The following is a 23,458-nucleotide window of genomic DNA, read 5'->3' on the forward strand; positions in this document are numbered from 1 at the left end:
GGGGTGTCGACCTCTGGTGTGAGGGGGAGTCGAGGGGCGCCCCAAGGACAGCGGCCCTCGGGTACCGGCCGGAGATGCCCCCGTGACACCACGCCGTACACCTGGAGAACGGACGGCGTTCCAGCGGCACCGCGCCGCCCGCCCGGCGGCCCGCCGCTGCCGGAGCGGCGTCCCGGCCTCGCGCCCCCGGTGGCGGTCAGCCGGTGACGGCGGCCGGGGGCTGTTGCGCCTTGTCGATGAGCACGTCGAGCAGGGCGAGCAGGCAGGCGCGGACGTCCGTGCGGGAGCGGGCGTCGAGCATCAGGACGGGGGTGTCCGGGTCGCGGAGGTGCAGCGCTGCCGCGATCTCCTCTGCGGTGTAGGGCTGTTCGCCGTGGAAGCAGTTCGCGCCGACCACGAAGGGCAGGCCGCGGCTCTCGAAGAAGTCGATGGCCGGGAAGCTGCGGTCCAGGCGCCGGGTGTCGACCAGGACGATCGCCCCGAGGGCACCGCCGAGCAGGTCGTCCCACATGAACCAGAAGCGTTCCTGGCCCGGCGTGCCGAACAGGTAGAGGACGACTCCGGCGTCGGTGAGGGTGATCCGGCCGAAGTCCATCGCAACGGTGGTGAGGGTCTTGGACTCGATGCCGTCGAGGTCGTCGACGCCGACGCCGGCCGCTGTCAGCCGTTCTTCCGTCCGCAGCGGCTCGATCTCGGAAATCGTCTGTACCAGGGTGGTCTTGCCGACCCCGAAGCCGCCGGCGATGAGGATCTTGACCGGGGCCGGTTCCCGGGAGGAGGGCGGGGCGGGCGTGTCATATCCGGGCAAGGTTGTCCCTGATTCTCATGAGCAGGTTGACATCGGTGGTGTCGGACGCCGCCAGGGGCGGCCGGTGGCTGATCAGCCCGCGGTCGGCGAGTTCGCCGAGGAGCAGCGTCATCGGTGTGAGGCGGATGTTCATCCGCGCCGCGATCTCCGCGACCGCGCGCCCGCCCGGCGGCGCGCACATGACGAGGATCTCCTGCCACTCGGTGGGCAGTCCCCCGTGCGCGTCGCCGGCGACCGCCGCCGTGATGGTGGTGTCCATGGTCAGGACGGTGTGCTCGGCGGCCGTACGTCCGTCGGTGAGGGCGTACAGCCGCGTACGGCGGCGGCGCGCGGGCTGCGGCGGCTCGTCCTGCGGCATTACGCGTTCGGTGCCTGGCCGCGCTCGGGGGTGCCCAGCCATTCGCCGAGCGCCTGCGCGGTGCGTACGGCCTCGCCGCCGAGCTCGCCGAGGCGCGCCTTGCGGGAGGTCACCACGATGAGCGTGCTGCCCTCGCCGCACCCGACGATGCAGAGGTACCTGTCGTCCATCTCGACGAGCTGGCGGATGACGCGGCCACCGTCGATCTCCCGGGATATCGCCTTCATCGTGGAGGCGATGCCGGAGGCGGCGGCCGCCATGCGCTCGGCCTGGGGCTGGTCCAGAAGGTAGTCGCTGAGCCTGATGCCGTCGTTGGACAGGAGCACGGCGCCCTGGATGCCGGCGATCCTGCTCAGGTTGTTGTCGAGGACGCTGTAGATCGCGTCGTTGGATGCCGCGGTGTTCGATGAGGTGGTCATGGCTGATCCCGTCGGAGCTCTTCTTCCACTGTCTGGGTCCCCTGTTCGTAGTCCGCCCAGGCGTCGGCGACCTCTTCGGGCGTCGCGGTGTCCTGGGGGACCGGTGCTTCCGGCGCGTGGGGCGCGCGCAGTTGGTCGGCTATGTGGGTCTGCGGGACCCGCTCGGGGAGGGCCGGCCGCGTCGGGGCGGTCGCCGGGGCGGGCCGGTCCGCGAGGGCGGTGGCGGGTGCGTGCCGCGGCGTCCTGGTGCGGCGGCTGGGCAGTCCGGCGCTGGTGTGCGCCACCGGCTCGGGCACCGGCTCGGGCTCGGGCTCCTGCTCGGTCCCCTGCTCGTGCTCGGTGCCGGGCGCGGTCCTGGTGGCGGGCTCGTCGGAGCGGACCGGTACGGGGTCCGACGGGGCCGGAGCGGACCCGGGGGCCGCCGCCGGGGCGGGCACCTCGGCAGGGGAGGCGGGTCGGCTGCCGGCGCCCTCACTCGGGGTCTCCCCCTCGCTCGGGAGCAGCAGGTGCGCGGGCAGGATCACCACGGCGCAGGTGCCCCCGTACACCGAGCGGCGCAGGGTGACCGTGGCTCCGAGCTGGTCGGCGAGGTGGCCCACGACGAAGAGGCCGAGGCGGTGGGCGTTCTGCGCGAGGACGGAGTACGGCGGGGCCTGGTGCAGGCGCCCGTTCATCTCCTCGTACCGCTCCGGGGAGACCCGCGGGCCGCGGTCCTCGATCTCGACGGACAGGCCGTCCGCCACCAGTTCGGCGCGGATGACCACCTTGGACTTCGGTGGGGAGAACCGGGTGGCGTTGTCGAGCAGCTCGGCCAGCAGGTGGCTGATCTGACTGATGGCGCCCGGTTCCACACTGGTCTCGTCCAGGGCCTGCCGCTCGATGCGGCGGAAGTCCTCGACCTCCGCGGCGGCTTCGCGCAGCAGGTCGGCGACGCGCATGGGCTCGGTGTGCGGGTCGGGGACCTCGCCGCCCGCCAGGATCAGCAGGTTCTCGATCTGCCGCCGCATGCCGACGGTCAGCTGGTCGGACCGCATCAGCTGGGCGAGCAGTGCCTCGTCGTGGCCGAAGGCGTCCTGGAGGTCCTCGGTGAGGCTCAGCTGGCGACTGACGAGGTTTCCGGTGCGGGAGGCGATGCCCGAGGCGAACAGGCCGAACCCGTGGCGCTCGGCGGCGAGCCGGCGGTGTCCGTCCACCGACACGGCGACGGCCCGGGCGAAGGCGTCGCTGATGCGTCCGACCTCGTCCCGGTCCCCGCTCACGGCCGGCAGGACCTCCGGGTCCACGCTCTGTCCGTGCTGGAGCCGGGCGACGACCTCGGGGAGGGTCTCCTCGGCCACGGTCACGGTGCGTTCGTGCAGGTCATCCAGGCGGCGCAGGACCGACCGGGTGGTGAGCACGACCACGATGACGACGGCGAGGAGCCCGCCGCCGCTGCCGGCTATCAGCCAGGCGACCTCGGCCTGCAGTTCTGCGGCCTTGGCCTCGCCGCGGGCGAGCACCGAGCGCGCCAGGTCGATGTTGAGCGTGGTCATCTGCACGGAGAAGTTGGAGTGCGCGGACGACCAGTCGGCCACCTCGCCGGGGAGTTTGACACCCGAGACGGTGTCCTTGTGCCCGGAGAGGACGGCGTTCTCGATGCGCGTCTTCGCCTGCCAGTCCTCGGAGCCGACGACCCGCTCGTAGAACCGCTCGTCCCGCGCCGTCAGATGCGGCACGATCAGAGCTTCGTGCAGGTAGCGCTGGGCTCCCAGGGAGCTGACGAACTGGTCGTAGCCGACGAAGCCCAGTTCCCCGGACGGCCCGGCGAGGGCCAGGACGGTGTCCTCGCGGGCCACCATCTCGGTGGCCTGGAGCATCGAGACCACGGGGCGGCTCGCCTGGGCGAGTTCGGCGTCCTCCGCGTGGCTGAATTCCTGCTGGTAGACCTGGATGACCTTGCCGATGACGTCGGAGTAGTAGGCGAGGGTGCTGTCGGCGGCACCGCTGCGGGTGTCGGCGCGCTGGCGGTAGGCGGCCAGTTTGTCGAGCGGCCGGGTCACTTCCGTGAAGGACCGTGAGGGATCGTCGGCCAGCGCGCGGAACTCGGCCGCGGCGGAGTCCGTGGCGGCGCGCCGTACGCGCAGCTCCCCCTCGGACCCGGCGGTGCCCGCCCACAAGGAGGCGGTCGCCGTGCGCTCCGCCTGCATGTCGACCATCAGGGTGTAGAGCGGGGCTCCGACCCGCTCGGCGGCCTCCACGTCGGCCCGCAGTTGGGCCGACTGCTCCAGCAACCGTTGCGCGGTCAACGTGACTTGGGTGCCCATCGCCACGGTGGGAACCACTGCCAGCCAGATGAGGAGGGTGCGCAGGCGCACGGTGCGCCAGCGACGCGGCATCGGCCGTCCTCTTGCGCCTTCGGGTTCTATGGGAGACATCGGTCCTCGGGAGCGGGGGCGTGGGGACGTCGGGGGTGGCCGAACGGCCGGACCGGGCACGGCACTGCGGAGGGGACTGTCACAACCGGTGTGGTGGTGACGGGATGTGAGGGGCCGATCATAACCAGACAGACGGAGGAATCGGATAGGTGTCTTCACCGGCCGACCGTGCTATCTCCGTTGGATCGTCCCAGGCCAGAGACCGGATCGGAATCGAACCGCGACGTCCCCGACATCAGGGCGGCCCGATTCCGGCCAGCCGCCCCTCCGGTCGCACCGGGCCGGGGGCGGGGTGACGATGGAAGAGCGGTGCCCGCGGCCCGCGCCCCGCGGTCCGCGGCCTCCCGATTCCTCTCGATTCCCCCTGGTCAAGGAAGGCTCATGAACCGGCGCACACGGCTTCTCATCCTCGGCCCCTTGGCGGCCGCCTCGTTCGCCGCCGCCCCCGCCGCCCTCGCGGCGATACCGCAGACCACGCCGGCCGCCGTCCCGGCCGCGACGTGTTCGACCTCCGGGGTCCTGGAGAACGGGAAGGTGCACCTGTCCGGCGGCGGCTTCACCCCGGGCCCTGCCTACGTGTACGGGTCGGCCGGCTTCGGCGGGACGGTCGAGATCGCCCAGAACGGCGGGTTCCAGGTCATGAACGTGCCGCCCGGCCAGTACAGCGTCCGCCAGGGCGGCGAACTGACCCAGTGCAGCGGCTGAGCACGCGACCGCCCGGGCCCGTGCGGAGCCCGGATCCCTCACGGCATCCCGCGGACAGGAGTGTGGGCCCTCCCGGTCCGCTCGGGTCCGGGAGGGCCCACCGATGTCCTGGGCGGCCCCGGTCGGTCCTGGGCGCCCCTGATGCGTCCTGAGGGTCAGCCCGCGTCCGCGGCGGGGGTCAGCCGCAGCGAGATGCTGTTGATGCAGTAGCGCTGGTCCGTGGGCGTCGGGTAGCCCTCGCCCTCGAAGACGTGCCCCAGGTGGGAGCCGCACTTCGCGCAGCGGACCTCGGTACGGACCATGCCGTGCGAGGTGTCGGCGAGCAGTTCGACGGCGTCGCTGCCCTTCGGGTCGAAGAAGGACGGCCAGCCGTCATCCCTGGCGATTCACACTTCTCCGGCGTCCGGACGCCTCAACCCGTCCCATCAGGGTGTGAGGCCGGCACGGTCAGCGAGGAGTTCGGCCCGGACGAGCTCAAGGAGTCGCCCCATCCAGTTGAGCCCTGCCCGGCCGTGCTGGCCCCAATACCCGGGAGATCCCATATCGGTGTAGAGCAGCGTGGCATCCCCCGTGCCGAGCAGCTCCTCGGCAAGCGCGGGGTTCTGCGTGTACTTGGCTCGGAGTAGCCGTGCCATCACGGCTGGGCGGGCTTCGTCCCACTGCGCCCGCCGAGGGGCGTCCTGCGCCAGGCTCCGCGCCTCAAGTGCGTTCTTAGTGGACGTCCGCGAACCTCCACCCGGCCACATGGTGCGCGGAGGCTTCCGCCCCCTCCTCCAGCTCCGTCGCGACCCACCCCGTCCGGAGCTTCTCGGCGAACTCGTCCAGCGTGACCAGTCCCCAGCAGTCAATCAGCCCGTCGGCGTAGATCAGGAGGTCCGTCAGGAAGTAGGAGGAGCCGTTGCAGATGAAGGCGTGCCGCCAGGTCCCGGGTATGCGCTCGCCGTCAACGAACCGATAAGTGAGGTTTCTGCCTGCCATGGCAAAAGGCTAGGCGAATGACGGAAGGAAAGACCGCCGATTATCCGGTGGAGGTCCCGTGCGGGCGCTGGCAAGGTGTGGCGCATGCCGTCGCACTATGCCGAGCAGCTGCTGCGCGAGCTGCACGCCTCGCTCGGGCTCCGCAAACGCCCCGAGGACATAGCCCAGCTGATCCAGGACCTGTTCGCTGCCCGAGAGGTCGCCCTCGACCCCGCCACCGCCGGCGCCCTGGAGAAGGCCGCCGAGCATTCGCTGCACAGGCTGTGGCACGGCTACACCTCCATGCTCGAGGACTTCGTCCGACCCGTCGGCGCGCAACGCCAGCTCGCCCGAGCCGGGGCGCTGTTCGCGTCCATGCCCGGAATCCCCGGGGGAGCCGGAGACGATCCCGCGGAGATCGAGGCCGTGATCCGCCGGGCCGGCGAGGAAATCCACCGGCAGTACGGGGAGAACGACTTCGGCCTCGACCGGCTGAACCGGGCCGAGCGCGCCGAAGCCGGCATCGGCGAGGTCTCCAAACGCCAGTACAACAAGCGCTTCCGGCTGCTGCGCCGGATGGAGGCCAAGCTGGCCCGGCTCATCCACGAGCAGTGCCGCCGCGAGGTCACCATGACCGGCAAGGGCGCGCTCGCACACACCCTGCCGTACGAGCTGTTCGCCGCCGACCCGGACTCCGCGGCCTTCATCGCCTACCTCACAGCCCGCGCGAACATGCGCAGCATCTTCACCAACGGCACGCAGCGCCGCCCGTACGACGAGATCGCCGACGCTCTCTTCCGACGGCTGCGCGCGGCGCCCGGGCGGGCGAACTGGTACGCCGTCGCACACGTCCACCCCACCGCCGAGGTGTTGGGGCACCTCTCCGACGAGGAGCTAACCCGGCTCCTGGTCCGCTGGAACGGCTTCCTGCGGACCGTGGCCGAGCTGCTGGAGGACGCCTGGAACCGCTCCCGTATCGAAGCCGCGAGCATGATCGTGCGGCGTGGCGACGACTCGTCGACGTGGAACCAGGCTGCACAGGCCTGGAGCACCGCCCGCGCGCACTGGTTCGCGCTGTTGACGGAGCTGGGCCAGGAGGAGTTTTTGGACCGCGTGTGCCCGGGCAAGGTGCCCCGGCTGATGGCAGCCGACGTGGCCTACTGGCACCGCAGGAGCGGTGGCGGACTGCATCCGGACACCTACGTGTGGGCGGAACTGCCCCGGCCGTGGGAGGTCCTGCGGGGCGAGAAGGACTGCCCCCGCTCACTGGTCGAGGCGGCCTGCAAGCGCAACGGTGTTGACCCGGTGGCCGGCGGCTGGACGGCGCCCCGGCCGGCCGCGCAGGCCGTCCGTTTCAGCCGTACGCCGGAGCTGGTGCACGGCGTGGCCGTGGCCGATCCTCTGATGGCGAGCGCCCTGCGGTCCACCGGCGTGTTCTCGGGCCGGGGCAAGCGAGCCGCCGCCGAGGAATGGATCTGACGTTCCGACCGCCCCGGGCCGCAAATCAGTTGCCCGGGACGTCCGCGCTTGACGAGAATCGGGGCGGCGGCGAGGAAGCTCTGCGGAGGAGCGCCCGGCTCGATCTCCGGGTGGACGTAGGTTCGAATCCTGCCCTTGCCGCCATCCTCACCACTCCGCCTGCACGGCACACGCGCCGGAGAGCCGAACACTGAAGTCGCGTTGGCTCGCCCCGCCGGGCCCGAAGGCCCGGGCTACGGTGGTCTTCCCCCGACCGACAGCGACGGAGTGTACGGACCCCGTGACACGAGATGAACTGATGAGCGCGCTGTCCGGGCTGCGCCGGGCACAGATAGGTGGGCGGCGAGCCCCGCACAAACCACTGCTCGTGCTCTGGCTCCTGGGTCGGTTCGCCGCCTCGGGCAGCACCGCGGTCGCGTACGACGAAGCAGAAGAGCCCGTCAGTCGGCTGATCAACGACTTCGGGCCTGCCGTGACGAGCCCCACTCGGGCGCGCGAGCGCGCTGCGATGCCCTTCGTGCACCTGGAGCGAGGGCTGTGGGAACCACGCGATAGCGACGACCGCACCATCACTCCGGACGCCCCGGAGCGGGGCAGCTGGCTGCGATCCCGGGGAGCCCACGGGCGACTGCGACCCGATGTGGAGACGTTGCTCACCGACTCGGGCACGCTCGCGGCCGCGGCCCGCCTGCTGCTGGAGCAGCACTTCACCACCGCGCTGGAGGCGTCCATCTGCGACGCCGTCGGCCTGGACCTGACAGCCCTCGACGAGACCGCTTACGTGCCGGAACAGCGGAAGCGGCGCGCACGGCGCGCCGGCTTCGCGGAGGAGGTACTGCAGGCATACGCGTACGCCTGCGCCTTCTGCGGGTTCGATGGCGCACTGGGCAGGAATCCCGTGGGGCTGGAGGCCGCCCACGTGCGCTGGCACAGCCAGGACGGCCCGGACGAGGTGAACAACGGGCTGGCCCTGTGCTCCCTCCACCACTCCCTCTTCGACCTCGGAGTGCTGGGGCTCCTGCCCGACCTGCGCATCCAGGTCTCCCAGCTGTACGTGGCACGGAGCCGTTCAGGACAGGCCGTCGACGCCCTCCACGGCCAGCCGGTGTCAGCGCCCAGGCCCGGACGGCCCACCATCGACCCGAAGTTCGTCCTGTGGCACGGGCGCCAGGTCTTCAAACGCCCGGGCGCACAGGTCGCTTAGCAACACGAGAGCCCCGGAAACCATCGGTGTCCGGGGCTCAAGTCATCTCGGGCGCGGTCGACTACGGCGGCCGCGCCTGTCAGCCCTCGTTTGGTGTCAGCCGCAGCGAGATGCTGTTGATGCAGTAGCGCTGGTCCGTGGGCGTCGGGTAGCCCTCGCCCTCGAAGACGTGCCCCAGGTGGGAGCCGCACTTCGCGCAGCGGACCTCGGTACGGACCATGCCGTGCGAGGTGTCGGCGAGCAGTTCGACGGCGTCGCTGTCCTTCGGGTCGAAGAAGGACGGCCAGCCGCAGTGCGACGCGAACTTCTCCGAGGAGCGGAACAGCTCGGCCCCGCAGCCGCGGCAGGAGTAGACGCCCTCCGTCTTGGTGTCGGTGTACTCACCGCGGAAGGCCGGCTCGGTGCCGGCGAGGCGCAGCACCTGGTATTCGGACGGGGTCAGCTCCGCCTGCCACTGCTCGTCCGTCTTCTCGACCTCGTACGACATGACTCTTCCGCTCCCTCGTTCCGTCAGCTCGACAGGCGGGCCAGGATGGCCGGACCGAGGTCCGTGACATCGCCCGCGCCCATCGTGAGAACGAGATCGCCGGGCTTGGCCATTCCCGCGACGACGTCGGCGACGGCGCTCTTGTCGTGCTCGGCGGCGACGTCGGCGCCCGCGGCCCGCGCCGCCGCGATGATGATCTCACTGGTGACGCCGGGGATCGGGTCCTCGCGGGCGGGGTAGATGTCCAGGACGACGGAGGCGTCGGCGAGGGCCAGGGCCTGGCCCATCTCCTTGCCCAGTTCCTGGGTGCGGGAGAAGAGGTGCGGCTGGAAGACGACCAGGATGCGGGAGTCTCCGGCGGCTCCGCGGATGGCCTCCAGGTCGGCGTTCATCTCGGTCGGGTGGTGCGCGTAGGAGTCGATGACCTGCACGCCGGCGGCCTCGCCCTTGAGCTGGAGGCGGCGCTTGACGCCGGTGTACTTGCCGAGCGCGGAGGCCAGGTTGTGCGCGGGGATGCCGAGGGCCACGCCCGCGGCGAGGGCCGCGACGGCGTTGTGCGCGTAGTGGCGGCCGGGGACGGAGACGGTGAAGGTGAGCATCCGGCCGTCCAGGACGACGGTGACCTCGCTGGTCAGACCACGCGGAGTGATCTTGGCGATCCGGACGTCGGCTCCCTCCTCCTCTCCGTACGTGACGACGGTCAGGCCCTCCCTGCCCGCGACCCGGCGGGCGATCTCGGCGGCGCCCTCCTGGCCGTGCGCGACGACCAGGGTGCCGCCGGGCACGATCTTGCCGACGAAGGTCTCGAAGGACTCGTAGATCTCCTCGATCGACGCGTAGTTCGCGTGGTGGTCGAGCTCCGCGTTGAGGATGATGGCGACCTGCGGGGCGTACGTGTGGAACGAGCGGTCGCTCTCGTCGGCCTCGGCCACGAAGATGTCGCCCTCGCCGTGATGGGCGTTGGAGCCGGGGGCGTCCAGATCGCCGCCGATGGCGTACGAGGGGTCAAGGCCCAGGGCCGCGAGGGAGACCGCCAGCATCGAGGTGGTGGTGGTCTTGCCGTGCGTACCGGCGACGGCGATCGGGCGCAGTCCGTCCATCAGCGCGGCGAGGGCGTCGGAGCGGTGCACGACGGGGATCCCCAGCTCGGCGGCGCGGGCCAGCTCGGGGTTGTCGGCGCGGATGGCGCTGGAGACGACCACGCAGGTGGAGTCGGCGGCGAGGTGGTCGGCCGCGTGTCCGCCGTGGACCGTGACGCCGTGGGCGCGCAGCGCCTCGGCGGTGTCGGAGTCGCCGCGGGCGTCGCTGCCCGCGACCTTCCCTCCGCGCTGGGCCAGGATCTTTGCGATGCCGGACATTCCGGCGCCGCCGATGCCGATGAAGTGGGGCCGTTCCATGGCGGTCGGCAGGCCGGGCTTCATTCAGGTCGCTCCAGGATCGAGTGCGGTGCTTGTACGTGTCGGGCTCTGGGCCCAAGCCTATTCGTTGTGGGCGAAGAGCTTGAGCACGGGAACGCCGACTTTGTGGCGCGCCCGGGAGGCCCAGTCCCGGTGGAAGAACTCCTCCACGAAGTGCGGGGAGGTCAGGACGATCACCTCGTCGGCCCCGGTCTCGTCCACGACGGCCTGCAGTTTGTCGAGCGGATGTTTCTCGACGATCTGCCCGACGGCCTTGGCGCCCTTCTGGCGCAGGGCGTTCAGGGAGTGCGCGAGGGCGTGCGCGGCGGGGCCGAGCGCGTCCTCGCCCTCGGGTTCGTCGCCCTCGCGGATGGCTTCCGGGAGCTCACCGAGCGCTACGTCGTCGATGGCGCGCAGCAGTCGGTCCTGGTCGCCCCGGGGCTGCATGAGGACGACGAAGGAGACCGGGTCGTCTCCGTGGAGGCTGGTGACGAAGTCCACGTCCACCGTGGTCAGCGGCTGCTCGATCATCAATACGCTCGTGAACACGGACGCCCTCTCCTTCATGGGCCGAGGCCGGTCGGCCGGCCCCTGCGGAAACCATCCTGCCCCGCTGTCGCACGGGGCCTGCGCAGGTATATGTGCCCAGCGGAAGCAAAGCGGAACGGGAAATTCCGCCCCTTGTCAGATCCGACGGTAGCTCGTGAACAGGAACCCGGCCTCCTCCAGTACGCAGGCGGGCGCGAGCCGGTGCGGAACCGTGACGGCAGGGCCCCCGGTGATGCGCTGGGCGCCGCCCGCCGTGAGCGTCGGGGAGATCGTCAGGCACAGCTCGTCCAGCACGTCGGCCGCCACGAACTGGCCCAGCAGCCGGGGCCCGCCCTCGGTGAGCTGGCGGCGCAGCCCGCGCCCGGCGAGCTCCCGCACGGCCCGGGCCGCGTCCACGGCCGCACCCTCGCCGGCCACCACCACCTCGGCGCCGGCGGCCTGCGCCTCGGCCACCCGGCCGGGCGGCGCCGCGGCGCCGGTGACCACCAGGGTCGGCACCAGCGGTGAGCTGAAGAGGGGAAGGGAGAAGTCCAGGTCCATGCTCGCGGTGACCACGGCGATGGCGGGGGCCGGGCCCTGCCCGGCGGCTTCGCGGCGGGCCGCGAAGGCCTCCCGGGCACGGGCCGGGCGGTAGCCCTCTTGGCGAACCGTTTCCGCGCCGACGACCACCACATCCGCCAGCGCCCGCAGGGTGCCGAAGATCCGCATGTCGGTCTCGCCGGAGATGGGCTGGGAGCGGCCGTCGTGCTGGGCGGCGCCGTCCAGGGTGGAGACCATGTTGGCCCTCAGCCAGCGGCCGTCCGCCGCGAGGGCGGGGTAGGCGTAGGCGTCCGCGAGCTCGTCGAGCGACCACTCCCGGTCCGTCCCGTCCTGGCTCTGGTCTGGTGTCTGATCGGTCACAGGGAACAGGCGTCGCATCGGTGCAGTGTGCCACGCCCCGTAGAGTTAAGGGCTGTGTCGACATCTCTCCCCACCTCCGGCCGGCCCCCGATAGCCGACGCCGGGCCGCAGGCCCTGTGCGCGCGCGAGCCGCGGGTTCCCGCCGAGCGGCTGGTGGCCGAGATGGTGCCGCCGCCGCGGTTCGACTCCGTCCGTTTCGACACCTACAACCCCGATCCGGCCCAGCCGAGCCAGGCCGAGGCCGTCACCGTGCTGAGCGGCTTCGCCGCGGGCCTGGGCGGGGCGCACGCGAGCGGCTCCGGCAGGAAGCGCTGGTTCTCCAGGAAGCCGGCGGCTCCCGCCGCGCCCCGCGGGGTCTACCTCGACGGCGGCTACGGTGTCGGCAAGACCCATCTGCTCGCCTCCCTGTGGCACGCCACCCCGGCCGAGCCCGCGCTCAAGGCCTTCGGCACCTTCGTCGAGCTCACCAACCTCGTGGGCGCGCTCGGCTTCCAGCAGACCGTGCAGACCCTGGGCGGGCACAGGCTCCTGTGCATCGACGAGTTCGAGCTGGACGACCCCGGCGACACGGTGCTGGTGTCCTCGCTGCTCAGCCGTCTCGTCGAGCAGGGCGTGGCGCTGGCCGCCACCTCCAACACACTGCCCGGCAAGCTCGGCGAGGGCCGCTTCGCCGCCGCGGACTTCCTGCGGGAGATCCAGGGGCTGTCGGCGCACTTCCGGCCCCTGCGGATCGACGGCCAGGACTACCGCCACCGCGGCCTGCCCGAGGCCCCGGCGCCGTTCTCCGACGAGCAGGTCGCCAAGGCCGCCTACGCGACCGATGGCGCGAGCCTGGACGACTTCCCCGGCCTGCTGGAACACCTGGCCCGGGTGCACCCGAGCCGGTACGGCGCACTGACCGACGGGATCACGGCCGTCTGCCTGACCGGCGTCGGCCCGGTGCCGGACCAGTCCACCGCGCTGCGGCTGGTGGTACTGGCCGACCGGCTGTACGACCGCGAGGTCCCGGTCCTGGCCTCCGGGGTCCCCTTCGACAAGCTGTTCAGCGATGACATGCTGAACGGCGGTTATCGCAAGAAGTACTTCCGCGCCATATCACGGCTCACCGCGCTGGCGCGCGACGCGAAACCCCTGGTGTCCCAGTAGGTTTGGGGACGCCGGGCCCCCTTCTCGGGAGCCCGGCCGTTTCCCCACCTCTGCGAAGGGATCACCATGGCCACCACGCGTCACGCGCACACCGTCTGGGAAGGCGACCTGCTGAAGGGCAAGGGCGTCGTCAGCCTCGACTCCTCGGGCATCGGTTCGTACGACGTCTCCTGGCCCGCGCGCGCCGAGGCTGCGAACGGCAAGACCAGCCCGGAAGAGCTGATCGCCGCCGCCCACTCCAGCTGCTACTCGATGGCGCTCTCGCACGCCCTGGCGGGCGCCGGAACCCCGCCCAGCCGGCTGGAGACCAAGGCCGACGTCACCTTCCAGCCGGGTGAGGGCATCACCGGTATCCACCTGTCCGTCGAGGGCACGGTCCCGGGTGTGGACGAGGCCGCCTTCCTCGCCGCCGCCGAGGACGCCAAGAAGAACTGCCCGGTGAGCCAGGCCCTGACCGGTACGACGATCACCCTGAGCGCCAAGCTCGTCTGATCCCGGTTCCCGGGACACCGGCCGGGGGTGCGGGCCGCACGACGCGGCCCGCACCCCCGTCAGGCCGTCGCCAACTGCGGGATCAGCCGCATGGCGTTGTCGTGGTAGATCCCCCGCAGCTGCTCCGGGGTGAAGGCCGGGTCCGCGTCGAGGGCGGGCAGGGCCAGGTCCATGACCGTGTCGGCGGGTGCGGCGGGCCAGTCCGTGCCGAAGAGGATGTGGTCGGCCGGCACGTGCTCCAGCAGGGTCGCCGCGGGCGCCATGGGCCCCGCGGTGTCGTAGTAGAAGCGGCTCAGATGGTCGCGGACGGCGGCGGGCTCGACGCTCGGTTCGCAGAACCGCCCGAGGGCCTGCAGCCGCGTCGCGATGTACGGCAGGAAGCCGCCTGCGTGCGGCAGGACCACGGAGATGTCCGGGAACCGGTCCAGCGTCCTGCGGCTGATCATGTTCACCGCGGCCCGGGTGGTGTCCAGCAGGAAGTCGCACACGAAGTTCGGGATGCCCGGGACGGTCGGTGCGCCGGGCGGGCCGCCCGGGAGGTTGTGCGGGTGGGTGTCCACCACCGCGCGGCACTCGTTCAGCTCGTGGAACAGCCGGTCGTAGGCGGGGTCCCCGAGATAGACGCCCCCGTAATTGGCGGTGACGTTGACGCCGACGGCGCCGAGCTGCCCGAGGCCGCGGCGCACCGCCCAGGACGACGCCTCCGGGTCGTCCAGGAAGAGCGGCACGTAGTACGAGAACCGCCCCGGGTGCGAGGTCGCCACCTCGATCATCGACCTCAGCGTGATGTTGATCGCCTCGCGCAGCTGCGCCGACGAGCGGTACCGCGCGGGCAGCATCGGTTTGAGGACCGCGGTGGTGATGCCCGCGTCGTCCATGAAGCGGATCGCCGCCTCGGTGTCGAGCCGGCTCCACGCCGGCAGCCGCTCCGGCTCGATCAACCCGTGGTGCACGGCCCACTCCCGCCACTCCGGGGCGCAGAAGTGGTGGTGCATGTCGATCTTCGAGTGGACCGTGCCCGCGGTGTCCGGGCCCGGCGCTGAGGGTCCGCGCGCGATCCGGATGACCTCGCTGGTGCCCACCGCGGCGATGCGCAGTTCGTCCGCCGGTGTTCCCAGGAGGCGCACTCCGGGGGTACTCACGGAATCCGTCATGCCAATCCACCGTCCATCGGGTCTGGGTTACTTTCCGGAAGCCACGGAGGCCAGGGTCGGCTCGCCCGGCTCGCCCGGCTCGCCCGGCTCGCCTGGGCCGCCGCCCGGCCCGCCGTCCGGGCGCGACGGCTCCAGGACGATCCGCAGGTGCTCCAGCCCGCGGAAGGCCGCCACCGGTCCCTTGAGCCACGCTCCCCCGGTCTCCTCCAGGTCCACGGGCCGCATGTCCGGGAACTCCCGCAGGAGGCAGGCGAGCGCGATCTCGAGTTCGAGCCGCGCCAGCGGCGCCCCCAGGCAGTAGTGGGTGCCGTGGCCGAAGCCCAGGTGCGTGCCCTGGAGTCCCTCGCGCGTCACGTCCAGGTCGTCGGGCGCGTCGAACCGCTCCGGGTCCCGGTTGGCCGAGGAGATCGCGATCTGCACCAGGGCGCCCTTGGGGATCACCGTGTCCCGGATCCGGGCCTCCTCGGCGGCATACCGGAAGGTCGACGTCTCCACCGATCCCTCGTAGCGCAGCATCTCCTCGACCGCCCCCGGAATGAGCCCGGGGTCCGCGCGGAGCCGGGCCGCCTGGTCGGGGTGGAGCAGCAGGTTGAGGACGGAGTTGCCGATCTGGTAGGCGGTGGTCTTGTGGCCGGCGAAGAACAGGACCCACAGCGACGCGACCAGTTCGGGGTCCTCCAGCCGTTCCTCCGCCTGGACCAGGTCGCTGAGGAAGGTGTCCGACGGGTGGTCGCGGGTGTCCGAGATCAGCCGCTCCAGCCGGTGCTGGAGCCGCTCCTCCGCGGCCTTGAGCTCCGCCCTGCGGCTGGGGTCGAACCGGGAGCGGGTTACCACCGCGAACTGCTCCAGGATCTCCGGGCGGTCCTCCTGCGGGATGCCCATCAGTTCGCACAGGACCGCGATCGGCAACGGGAACGCGAACGCGGCCATCAGGTCGACCGTCCCGGCCCGGCGGCACTCGGCGAGGATCGTCTCCGCGATCTCGGTGATCCTCGGACGCATCTGCTCCACCCGCCTGGGGGTGAAGGCGCTGCGCAGGATGCGGCGCAGCCGCGTGTGCCGCGGCGGGTCCGAGAAGAGCACGTTGTCGTCGAGCGCGTCGAAGAAGCTGCCGTACACGGCGTGGTAGGTGTCGATGGCGCCGCGCATGTCCTTGCTGAACCGGGGGTCCGACAGGGCGTCGCGGGCGTCGTCGTGGCGGGTGATCAGATACGTGTCGACCCCGTGGGGCGGGGTCAGCCGGCACACCGGGGCCTGCTCGCGCAGGGCCGCGTACACGGGGTGGGGGCACTGCCGGTACTCCGGTGCGCCCCGGGAGACGGCGGACACGATGTCGCGCAGTGCTCCGTCGCCGTTCGGTGCCGCATCCCGCTGCGCCATGTTCCGCACCCTCCGTCGCGTCGGCCGCCGTGGCCGTGGCCGTGGCCGTCGCAACGGCCGTCTGCGGACTCACCGGTTCCCCGGGCCGGTGCGCCGTGAAACGGAGCCGCTCCCGTTCGGGTGAGCCACCGGAGCCGGGGAGGGGGCCGTCCGCGGGCGGAGCGCCCGGCCGCCGGCCCGGCCGGGTGCGGCGGGCCGGCCGCCGGCCGACCGTCGGCCGACCCACGGCCGATCGGCGGTCGCCCGTCCGTGCCGTGTCGGGACGGACCCGGGCCGGATGCGGCGGCCAGCGGGAAGGGCTGCCGTGCCACCAGCCAGCCCGTCACGAGGAGCCCGCGCATGGCCCGACGTCTCGCCCCCGCCCTCACCGCAGCCGCCGCGCTCGTCCTGGCGGCCGTCGCCGCACCGCCGGCCGCCGCCGGCCACGGCCCGGACCGCGGCCGGGCCACGGCCGACCTGGGGGTCGCGTACGCCGCCACCGCCAGGTTCCAGGTGCACGCCAACGCGGTGGCGGCCGGCTACGTGCCGGACAGGTACTGCGTCTTCGACCGGGCGGGCGGGAGCGGCGCGCTCGGCTACCCGCACTTCAACCACGCGTACGACAATTCCGTGGACCCGGCCAAGCCCGCCGCGCTGTACTACGAGGACGACGGGCGCGGCGGAAAGCGCCTCGTCGGGGTCCAGTGGCTGGTCTACGACCGCGACCAGAAGCTGACCACGGACGACGACCGTCCCGCCCTGTTCGGCACCGCCTTCAAGGGCCCCAAGCCCGGCAACTTCCCCGGCCAGCCGGTGCACTACGCCCTGCACCTGTGGCTCTGGAAGAAGAACCCCGGAGGCCTGCACGAGACCTTCAACCCGGCGGTGGCCTGCCTGCCGGGCACCACGCGCCCGTAGGCCCGTCCCGCTCGGACCGCTCGGACCGCTCGGACCGCTCGGCCCGCTCGGCGCCGTTCCAAGCTGTTCGGCGCCGAACGGGCCCTTTTCGACACGCTTCGGTACCTGTGGGCACCTGTCGGTCCGGCAGGACCGGCCGCACGCCCGGCATGATCGGCGGGACACCCCCTCAGGGGCCCGACGTCCTCCCGGGAGCCGCCGATGTCCGTCACCCGACGCAGCCTGATCGCCGCCGGCGCGATCACCTTCAGCGGAGCTCTGGGCGCGCTGTTCGCCGGCGGCTCCCCCGCCTCGTCCCGGGCGGCGCGCGCCGGCGGCGGGTACGGGCCGCTGCTCCCCGACCCGCGCGGGCTGCTCGACCTGCCCGCCGGGTTCGGCTACCGGGTGCTCTCGCGGGCGGGCGACCCGATGCGCTCCGGTGAGGGCGCCGTCCCCGCCCACTGCGACGGCATGGCCGCCTTCGACGCAGGGGGCGGCCGGGTGCGGCTGGTGCGCAACCACGAGAACAGGGCCGGCGCCGCCCTGCGGGTGCCCGCCGTGGCGGGGCTGACGTACGACCCTGGGGCGCTCGGCGGCTGCACAGCCCTCGACCTCGCCCCGGACGGGCGGGTCACCGGCGAGCGGGTCGCCCTCGCCGGCACGGCGGTCAACTGCGCGGGCGGGCGCACCCCCTGGAACACCTGGCTGAGCTGCGAGGAGACCGAGGACCGGGCCGGTACCTCGGGCTACGAGCGCGACCACGGCTACGTCTTCGAAGTGGACCCGGCCCACCCGCGGCGCACCGGCGCGGTGCCGCTGACCGCCATGGGCCGCTTCGCGCACGAGGCCGTCGCCGTGGACCCGTACCGCGGGGTGGTCTACGAGACCGAGGACGCCTTCGTGCGGCCCTTCGGGCTGTTCTACCGCTTCCTGCCGGCCCGGCCGCTCGGCGCCGCCGGTTCGCTGCGGGCGGGCGGCGCCCTGGAGGCCCTGCGGGTCCCGGGTGTGGCGGACCTTGCGGTGGTGGACGAGCCCGGGGCCGAGTTCCCGGTGGAGTGGGTGCCCGTACCGGACCCGTCGGCGGCCGTCACCCCGATCCGGCACCAGGACTTCGGGGCGGGCGGCATCACCCACGCGCAGAAGCTGGAGGGCTGCTACTGGGGCGGCAACGGCGTCCACTTCGTGTCCAGTTACGCCCGCAGGGGCGAGGGCGCACCCGCCGACCACCACGGGCAGGTGTGGTTCTACGATCCGGGCCGGGCCCGGCTCCGGCTGGACGTGCTCTTCGGGCCGGCCGCGGACGTACAGCTGCCCGGGGACTCCCCCGACAACATCTGCCTGGCCCCGGACGGCGGGCTGATGGTGTGCGAGGACGGCGGCGGGGCGCAGTACGTGTTCGGGGTGACGGCGGGCGGCGAGGTCTATCCGGTGGCCCGCAACGCCGACGACATCGGCGGACCGGGGGCCCCGGAGTGGGGAGAGTTCGCCGGGGTCACCTTCTCCCCCGACGGGCGGACCATGTACGTCAACGCCTACGCACCGGGCACCACCTTCGCCGTCACGGGTCCCTGGCGGCGCTGACCGGGAGCCTGCGGCACGCGGGGAAGTACCGCATGCACCCACTTGTCACATAATCATATATTTTGCGTGCGTGACCATTTCTGTACGCAAGGTTGCGGCCGCGGCCGCACTCAGTGCCGCCCTCGCCGCTTCCCTCGCGGGCTGCGGGGGCGGATCCGGCACCAAGGACACCGGCCGTGAAGCCCGCACGGGCACGCCGCCGGCGTCCGCCCCCGCGGCTTCCGCGCCCGGCACCGCGGCCGCCTCCTCCCCGAGCTCCTCCCCCGGCACCCCGGGCGCCCCGCTCGCCGGCGCGCCCGGCACGGCACCGACGCTCGCGCCCGGCCCGAACGGCCTGACCCCCGTCTTCGAACGGGCCGGGCAGCGCACGGACAAGACCGTGGCGCTCACCTTCGACGCCGACATGACCTCCGACCAGGGGCCGCGCGCGGCCGGCGGGGAGCGCTTCGACAACCCTCAACTGATCTCGGCGCTGCGGACCCTCAAGGTACCTTCGACGATCTTCATGACGGGCCGCTGGGCCGAGGAGTACCCGGACCAGGCCAAGGCCATCGGGACCGACCCGAACTTCGAGATCGCCAACCACTCCTACAGCCACCACGCCTTCACCTCCCCCTGCTACGGGTTGCCCCGGCTCGACGGCGCCGCCGCGCGCGCCGACGTGGACCGGGCCTTCGCCGCGTTCCGCCAGGCAGGCGCCGTCAACACGGTCCCGTACTTCCGCTTCCCCGGCGGCTGCTACGACGACCCGGCGCTGCGGGCCCTGTCCACGGCCAAGGTCACGGCGGTCCAGTGGGACGTGGTCAGCGGGGACGCCTTCGCGACGGACCCGGACGCGGTGGCCGAGCAGGTCCTCGCCGGGGTGAAGCCCGGCTCCGTGGTCGTGATGCACTGCACGCGCAGCGCCGCCCCGGTCACCGAGGAGGCCGTCCGGAAGATCGTGCCGGAACTGCGCAAGCGCGGCTACCGGTTCGTAAAGGTCTCACAGCTGATCGGGACGTAGCGGTCGGCCCTCCTCCGGGAAGCGCGCGGGGACGTGGGCGGTGCGGGCCGGGCGCCGAGCGGCAGCTCCGGAGAGGCCCCGCGCAGCGCCCAGGGCCGGCGGCAGCCGGAGCGGCGGCCCACACCGGCCGGGTTCACCGCGCGACCGCCGTCTCGGTGAGCTCGCTCGGCCGGACGATGACGAATCCCTCGCCGCTCAGCTTCAGCTGGACCGCCTCGCCGGAGCCGCCACGGATCATCGACCCGACCGACTGGGAACGGTGCAGCCCGGTCTCCAGCCGGGCGCTCCAGCCGACCACCGCGTCCGTGTCGACGTAGACGGGGGCCTGGGCCGTGACCGGGATGATGATCGGGTGTCCGTCGCAGACCACGGCAAGCTTGCCGGTGCCGGTGAAGACGCTGTTGAAGAGGCCGCCGCCGGTCATGCCGGCGCCCTTGACCATCTTGATCTCGTAGGACAGCGTCGGGTCGAAGCACAGCACGTTGCGCCCGTTGACGGTGAGGGCGTCTCCGGGTTCGAGGTCGATGATGAAGCAGTCACCCGCCTGGTGGGCGAACCAGGCCTCGCCCTGGCCGCGTACGGACATCAGCGCCAGGCCCTCGCCCGTGACGGCGCGCTTGAGCATGCCGCCTATGCCCTGTCCCTTGCGCTCGAACTGCAGATTGCCGCGGAAGGCGACCATGGATCCCTGACGGGCCAGCATCTCCCCGTTGACGTTGTACTTCACCGATTTGGCGTTCTGGAGGCTCATCCCGGGGGCAGCGGCTGCCCGGGCCAGGTGCTCGGACGCAAAAAGATCACTCTTCATGGCCCCGATCCTCGCCCGGGTCCGCCACCCGGGACATCCTCCCCGAGGTGGAGCCTGGCATCCTTGGCGGGATGAGTAGCCAGCACACCGACGACACCTCCGGCGTACCCGCGGTCGGGGCCGACAGTGCCTTCCGACGGGAGCACGTACTGCGCGACGAGGCCCCGCAGTTCGTCCTGCCGCTGGTGGTCCGCATCGAGAAGGCGGAGCCCCCGGCCCGGACCGATGCCCTGGAGACCGCGGCACGGGCCGTGTTGGTCCTGCTCACCGACGAGCGGGCGGACGGCGAGGGCGAGTGGGCGCAGGCGGTCCGGGACTGGCAGGACGCGCGGATCCGCAAGGTGGTCCGGCGGGCGCGCGGGGCGGAGTGGCGCAAGGCGCAGGCCCTGCCCGGCGTCACGGTCCACGGCGAGGCGGCACAGGTCCGGGTGTTCCCTCCGGTGCCCCTCGACGGCTGGCCCAAGGAGCTCGCCAAGCTGCAGGTGTCGGGCACCGACCTCGACGACCCGGAGCCGGCCGCCGAAGCCGACGCCTCCGCCCTGCCGGTGCTGTGGCTCAACCCCGGTCTGGAGATGTCGGCCGGCAAGGCGATGGCCCAGGCCGGGCACGCGGCGCAGCTGGCGTGGTGGGAGCTGACGCGGGCGGAGCGGGCCGCCTGGCAGGAGTCGGGCTTCCGCCTGGCCGTGCGCACGGCCGCGCGCGAGCGGTGGACGGAGCTGAGCGGGAGCGGGCTGCCGGTGGTCCGCGACGCCGGGTTCACCGAGATCGCGCCCGGCAGCGCGACGGTGGTCGCCGAGCACCCGGCGCTGCGGGCCCGGCTCTGAGAGACCCGGTGGCCGCCCGGAACCTGCCGGGCCGAACCTGCCGGGCGGAACCTCAAATGTTGCTCTGAACGTCCCCTGCTGGGATTGGCGCGACCGCGTCGGGTGCATGACACCGGCACACGGTGCTTGAGAGGGGGCGAGGGGACATGAAGCCCATGGCACACCTGGGGGTGGGCATCGGCTGGCGGCCGGAGATCGCGGATGCGGTCGAACGGCTGCACGGCCTGGACTGGGTCGAGGTGGTGGCCGAGAACATCTGCCCGGGCCACCTGCCCGAGGCTCTCGGACGGCTGCGCGAGCGGGGCACCCGCATCGTGCCGCACGGGGTGTCGCTCGGCCTCGGCGGGGCCGACCGCCCGGATCCGCAGAAGCTCGCGGCGCTCGGCGAGCGGGCGGTGGCGCTGGGGGCGCCGCTCGTCACCGAGCACATCGCCTTCGTACGGACCTCCTCGCCGGTGCTGGAGGCCGGGCACCTGCTGCCGGTGCCGCGCACCCGCGACGCACTGGACGTGCTCTGCGAGAACGTACGGATCGCGCAGGACGCGCTGCCGGTGCCGCTGGCGCTGGAGAACATCGCCGCGCTGTTCTCGTGGCCGGGCGAGGAGATGACGGAGGGGCAGTTCCTCACCGAACTGGTTGAGCGGACCGGGGTCCGGCTGCTCGTCGACGTGGCCAACCTGCACACCAACCGGGTCAACCGGGGCGAGGACCCGACCGCCGTCCTGGACGCGATCCCGCTGGAGGCCCTGGCGTACGTGCACGTCGCGGGCGGCATCGAACGGGGCGGCGTGTGGCACGACACCCACGCGCACCCCGTACCGCCGGTCGTGCTCGCACTGCTGGCCGAGCTGCGCTCCCGGGTGGAGCCGGCGGGCGTCCTGCTGGAGCGGGACGACGATTTCCCGCCCGAGACGGAGCTGGCGGCCGAACTGGCCGCGATCCGTCAGGTCGTGACGGCCGGCCGGACGGCCCCGGCGGCATCCGGGGCCGAGCCGGGAGCCGTCCAGGAACTCCCGGGGCAGGGAGCCTGCGAGGCCAGGCGGACCCGCGTGGCACTGGGACAGGCGGCCCTGCTGTCCGCGCTCGTGGCCGGGACCCCCGTGCCCGAGGGCTTCGACCGTGCGCGCATCCGCGTGCAGGCGCGGGCGCTGGCCGCCAAGCGGGCCGAGGTGGTCGCCAAGGTGGCTCCGGAACTGCCCGGGATCCTCGGCGGCCGCGAACCGTACCGCAAGGCCTTCCTCGCCTACGCGAAGGGCCGCCCCATGACCGCGGGATACCGCAGGGACGCCCTGGACTTCGCCGAGCACCTGCTGATCCGGGACCTTCCGGCCGACCCGGCCGCCCGGCGCCGGCTCACCGCCTGGTGGCGGGAGCGGGCGGGGGCGAGGCCGCCGCGCCGTATCGTCCGCTGGGCCCGGGCGCTCACGGGGAGGGCCGCGTGAACGTCCTCGCCGCGGCCGTCTGGCTCGCCGTCGCCGTCTCCTGCGGCCTCCTCCTGCGCGGGCTGCGCCGCGCCCGGCCCGCGGGCGCGGCCCCCTCGGCAGCCCTGCGCGACCTGTCCGAGGCCGCCTTCCTGGTGGGCGGACCCGGCACCGTGGTGGACGCCGCGCTCGTCTCGATGCTCGGGGACGGCCGGCTCGTCGTCGGCGGCCCCGGCATCGTCCAGGTGCGCCCGGGAGCGCGGGCCGGCGGCCCCGCCGAGCGGGCCGTGCTCCAGGCGCATGCCGGAGCCCCCTCGGGCTGGCTCTACCAGGTGCGCTATGCCGCCATGCGCGACCCGGCCGTGCAGCGGATCGGGGACGCGCTGGCCGCCCGCGGGCTTCTCGCACCGCCCGGCGGCGGCCGGACCTGGCGCCGCTGGGGGCTGGTCCAGGCCGTCGTGTGCGCGGTCTGGCTGCTGGTCTCGATCCCGCTGACGGTCGTGGGCTTCGCCCTCGACCCCGACCCCGGTGTGCCGTTCATCGCGCTGGTGGCGCCCGTGCTGCTGGCGGGCATCGTCCTGGGCCTGTTCTGCATGGCCCGCGCCGGGAACCGGATCACCCGGGCCGGGCGGCGGGCGCTGCTCGCCATGCGCTCCGCGTACGTGAACGACCCCACCCCGCACGTGCACACCGCGCTCTTCGGCCTGCGCGGCCTGCGCGATCCCTTCCTGCGCCAGCAGTTGGTGCCCGCCGCGCGCGGCACCCGGCTGGCGGCCGCGCAGGCGGGTGCGCGCCCACACCGCCCGGACACCCGCTCGTCCTCGTCCGACTCCTCGCCCGAGCTGCTGCCGGTGATGTGGTGCGCCACGAGCGACGGGGGCGGCGGGAGCGGTTCGGGCTGCGGCTCCTCCTCCGGCGGCTCCTCCGGCGGTGGCTGCGGAGGCGTTGGCGGATCCGGCTGCTCGGGCGGTGGCGGTAGCGGTTCGAGCTGTGGCGGCTCCTCCTCCGGTTGTTCGAGTTCGAGCAGCTCCAGCTGCTCCAGCAGTTCCTGATGCGTCCATAGGGGTCACGGCCGCCGACACCGGCCGGTGATCCT

At 72.8% G+C, this 23,458-nt stretch carries 24 protein-coding genes, 1 tRNA gene and 1 pseudogene; 12 read left to right on the plus strand and 14 right to left on the minus strand.

Annotated features, from left to right (window positions below):
* Positions 1-196: 196 nt before the first annotated feature.
* Genes ACFW2G_RS03175 through ACFW2G_RS03190 form a run of 4 tightly spaced genes read right to left on the minus strand, consistent with a single transcriptional unit; the run spans position 197 to position 3,960 of the window.
* On the minus strand, positions 197-808 hold the full coding sequence (locus ACFW2G_RS03175) for an ATP/GTP-binding protein (RefSeq protein ID WP_384451315.1): 612 nt from the start codon (positions 806-808) through the stop codon (positions 197-199).
* Entirely contained in the window at positions 795-1,166 is a 372-nt protein-coding gene (locus ACFW2G_RS03180; protein ID WP_384451318.1) for a DUF742 domain-containing protein, read from the minus strand. The genes ACFW2G_RS03175 and ACFW2G_RS03180 overlap by 14 nt, the downstream gene beginning before the upstream one ends.
* Positions 1,166-1,585, minus strand: a complete 420-nt coding sequence (locus ACFW2G_RS03185; protein WP_037915341.1) for a roadblock/LC7 domain-containing protein — start codon at positions 1,583-1,585, stop codon at positions 1,166-1,168. Before ACFW2G_RS03185 ends, ACFW2G_RS03180 begins: the two co-directional genes overlap by 1 nt.
* Complete coding sequence (locus ACFW2G_RS03190) at positions 1,582-3,960, minus strand: nitrate- and nitrite sensing domain-containing protein (RefSeq protein WP_384580327.1); 2,379 nt, start codon at positions 3,958-3,960, stop codon at positions 1,582-1,584. Before ACFW2G_RS03190 ends, ACFW2G_RS03185 begins: the two co-directional genes overlap by 4 nt.
* Before the next feature lie 420 nt (positions 3,961-4,380).
* Here ACFW2G_RS03190 and ACFW2G_RS03195 point away from each other — a divergent pair, with 420 nt between their 5' ends.
* Positions 4,381-4,704, plus strand: coding sequence for a hypothetical protein (locus tag ACFW2G_RS03195; RefSeq protein WP_384451324.1), 324 nt, complete (start codon positions 4,381-4,383; stop codon positions 4,702-4,704).
* A 155-nt stretch (positions 4,705-4,859) separates the two neighbouring features.
* On the opposite strand, the pseudogene ACFW2G_RS03200 reads toward ACFW2G_RS03195, so the two are convergent.
* The 3 genes and pseudogenes from ACFW2G_RS03200 to ACFW2G_RS03210 all read right to left on the minus strand — a co-directional run.
* A pseudogene (locus ACFW2G_RS03200) lies at positions 4,860-5,075 on the minus strand (peptide-methionine (R)-S-oxide reductase); the annotation flags it as partial.
* Positions 5,076-5,129: 54 nt separating this feature from the next.
* Positions 5,130-5,450 (minus strand): NADAR family protein, encoded by a 321-nt coding sequence (locus tag ACFW2G_RS03205; RefSeq protein ID WP_384580325.1) that lies wholly within the window; start codon positions 5,448-5,450, stop codon positions 5,130-5,132.
* Positions 5,416-5,682: a hypothetical protein gene (locus ACFW2G_RS03210; RefSeq protein ID WP_384580323.1), complete on the minus strand. Its 267-nt coding sequence runs from the start codon at positions 5,680-5,682 to the stop codon at positions 5,416-5,418. Before ACFW2G_RS03210 ends, ACFW2G_RS03205 begins: the two co-directional genes overlap by 35 nt.
* An 84-nt stretch (positions 5,683-5,766) precedes the next feature.
* Here ACFW2G_RS03210 and ACFW2G_RS03215 point away from each other — a divergent pair, with 84 nt between their 5' ends.
* The 3 genes from ACFW2G_RS03215 (at position 5,767) to ACFW2G_RS03225 (ending at position 8,344) form a co-directional block, all read left to right on the plus strand.
* Positions 5,767-7,140, plus strand: a complete 1,374-nt coding sequence (locus ACFW2G_RS03215; protein WP_384580321.1) for a hypothetical protein — start codon at positions 5,767-5,769, stop codon at positions 7,138-7,140.
* Positions 7,141-7,208: 68 nt separating this feature from the next.
* Positions 7,209-7,284: transfer RNA gene (locus tag ACFW2G_RS03220), tRNA-Ser, on the plus strand.
* A gap of 136 nt (positions 7,285-7,420) precedes the next feature.
* Positions 7,421-8,344: a phosphorothioated DNA-binding restriction endonuclease gene (locus tag ACFW2G_RS03225; protein ID WP_384451335.1), complete on the plus strand. Its 924-nt coding sequence runs from the start codon at positions 7,421-7,423 to the stop codon at positions 8,342-8,344.
* 79 nt (positions 8,345-8,423) lie between these two features.
* Here the strand turns inward: ACFW2G_RS03225 and msrB are convergent, their stop codons facing one another.
* From msrB to ACFW2G_RS03245, 4 genes are all read right to left on the minus strand, one after another.
* Positions 8,424-8,831 (minus strand): peptide-methionine (R)-S-oxide reductase MsrB, encoded by a 408-nt coding sequence (gene msrB / locus ACFW2G_RS03230; protein ID WP_384451338.1) that lies wholly within the window; start codon positions 8,829-8,831, stop codon positions 8,424-8,426.
* Between the two features lie 23 nt (positions 8,832-8,854).
* A complete protein-coding gene (murC, locus tag ACFW2G_RS03235) occupies positions 8,855-10,252 on the minus strand; it encodes a UDP-N-acetylmuramate--L-alanine ligase (protein WP_384451341.1) in 1,398 nt (465 codons plus the stop codon).
* Positions 10,253-10,309: 57 nt separating this feature from the next.
* Positions 10,310-10,777: a hypothetical protein gene (locus ACFW2G_RS03240; RefSeq protein ID WP_037915327.1), complete on the minus strand. Its 468-nt coding sequence runs from the start codon at positions 10,775-10,777 to the stop codon at positions 10,310-10,312.
* 135 nt (positions 10,778-10,912) lie between these two features.
* A complete protein-coding gene (locus tag ACFW2G_RS03245; RefSeq protein WP_037915324.1) occupies positions 10,913-11,695 on the minus strand; it encodes a pyrimidine reductase family protein in 783 nt (260 codons plus the stop codon).
* 36 nt (positions 11,696-11,731) lie between these two features.
* Here ACFW2G_RS03245 and zapE point away from each other — a divergent pair, with 36 nt between their 5' ends.
* Positions 11,732-12,823 carry a cell division protein ZapE gene (gene zapE, locus ACFW2G_RS03250; protein WP_384580319.1) on the plus strand — a complete coding sequence of 364 codons (1,092 nt, stop codon included), beginning with the start codon at positions 11,732-11,734 and terminating at the stop codon, positions 12,821-12,823.
* 66 nt (positions 12,824-12,889) lie between these two features.
* Positions 12,890-13,315, plus strand: a complete 426-nt coding sequence (locus ACFW2G_RS03255; RefSeq protein ID WP_037915319.1) for an OsmC family peroxiredoxin — start codon at positions 12,890-12,892, stop codon at positions 13,313-13,315.
* Positions 13,316-13,374: 59 nt separating this feature from the next.
* Here ACFW2G_RS03255 and ACFW2G_RS03260 read toward each other — a convergent pair whose 3' ends face one another.
* Positions 13,375-14,469 (minus strand): amidohydrolase family protein, encoded by a 1,095-nt coding sequence (locus ACFW2G_RS03260; protein ID WP_078555738.1) that lies wholly within the window; start codon positions 14,467-14,469, stop codon positions 13,375-13,377.
* A gap of 27 nt (positions 14,470-14,496) precedes the next feature.
* Entirely contained in the window at positions 14,497-15,849 is a 1,353-nt protein-coding gene (locus ACFW2G_RS03265) for a cytochrome P450 (RefSeq protein WP_384580317.1), read from the minus strand.
* A gap of 339 nt (positions 15,850-16,188) precedes the next feature.
* On the opposite strand from ACFW2G_RS03265, the gene ACFW2G_RS03270 reads away from it, so the two are divergent.
* From ACFW2G_RS03270 to ACFW2G_RS03280, 3 genes are all read left to right on the plus strand, one after another.
* Positions 16,189-16,746 carry a hypothetical protein gene (locus ACFW2G_RS03270; RefSeq protein ID WP_384456008.1) on the plus strand — a complete coding sequence of 186 codons (558 nt, stop codon included), beginning with the start codon at positions 16,189-16,191 and terminating at the stop codon, positions 16,744-16,746.
* Positions 16,747-16,947: 201 nt separating this feature from the next.
* Positions 16,948-18,306 carry an alkaline phosphatase PhoX gene (locus ACFW2G_RS03275; RefSeq protein ID WP_037915314.1) on the plus strand — a complete coding sequence of 453 codons (1,359 nt, stop codon included), beginning with the start codon at positions 16,948-16,950 and terminating at the stop codon, positions 18,304-18,306.
* Positions 18,307-18,376: 70 nt separating this feature from the next.
* Positions 18,377-19,309 carry a polysaccharide deacetylase family protein gene (locus ACFW2G_RS03280; RefSeq protein ID WP_037915311.1) on the plus strand — a complete coding sequence of 311 codons (933 nt, stop codon included), beginning with the start codon at positions 18,377-18,379 and terminating at the stop codon, positions 19,307-19,309.
* Between the two features lie 133 nt (positions 19,310-19,442).
* Here the strand turns inward: ACFW2G_RS03280 and ACFW2G_RS03285 are convergent, their stop codons facing one another.
* Complete coding sequence (locus tag ACFW2G_RS03285; RefSeq protein ID WP_037915308.1) at positions 19,443-20,117, minus strand: AIM24 family protein; 675 nt, start codon at positions 20,115-20,117, stop codon at positions 19,443-19,445.
* Positions 20,118-20,188: 71 nt separating this feature from the next.
* On the opposite strand from ACFW2G_RS03285, the gene ACFW2G_RS03290 reads away from it, so the two are divergent.
* From ACFW2G_RS03290 to ACFW2G_RS03300, 3 genes are all read left to right on the plus strand, one after another.
* Positions 20,189-20,941: an aminoacyl-tRNA hydrolase gene (locus ACFW2G_RS03290; RefSeq protein WP_037915304.1), complete on the plus strand. Its 753-nt coding sequence runs from the start codon at positions 20,189-20,191 to the stop codon at positions 20,939-20,941.
* A 146-nt stretch (positions 20,942-21,087) separates the two neighbouring features.
* Positions 21,088-22,383, plus strand: coding sequence for a DUF692 domain-containing protein (locus ACFW2G_RS03295; RefSeq protein ID WP_384456013.1), 1,296 nt, complete (start codon positions 21,088-21,090; stop codon positions 22,381-22,383).
* Positions 22,380-23,414: a TIGR04222 domain-containing membrane protein gene (locus tag ACFW2G_RS03300; protein WP_384580314.1), complete on the plus strand. Its 1,035-nt coding sequence runs from the start codon at positions 22,380-22,382 to the stop codon at positions 23,412-23,414. The genes ACFW2G_RS03295 and ACFW2G_RS03300 overlap by 4 nt, the downstream gene beginning before the upstream one ends.
* Positions 23,415-23,458: the final 44 nt, after the last annotated feature.

The organism is Streptomyces sp. NPDC058880, assembly GCF_042742535.1.
Classification (GTDB): domain Bacteria; phylum Actinomycetota; class Actinomycetes; order Streptomycetales; family Streptomycetaceae; genus Streptomyces.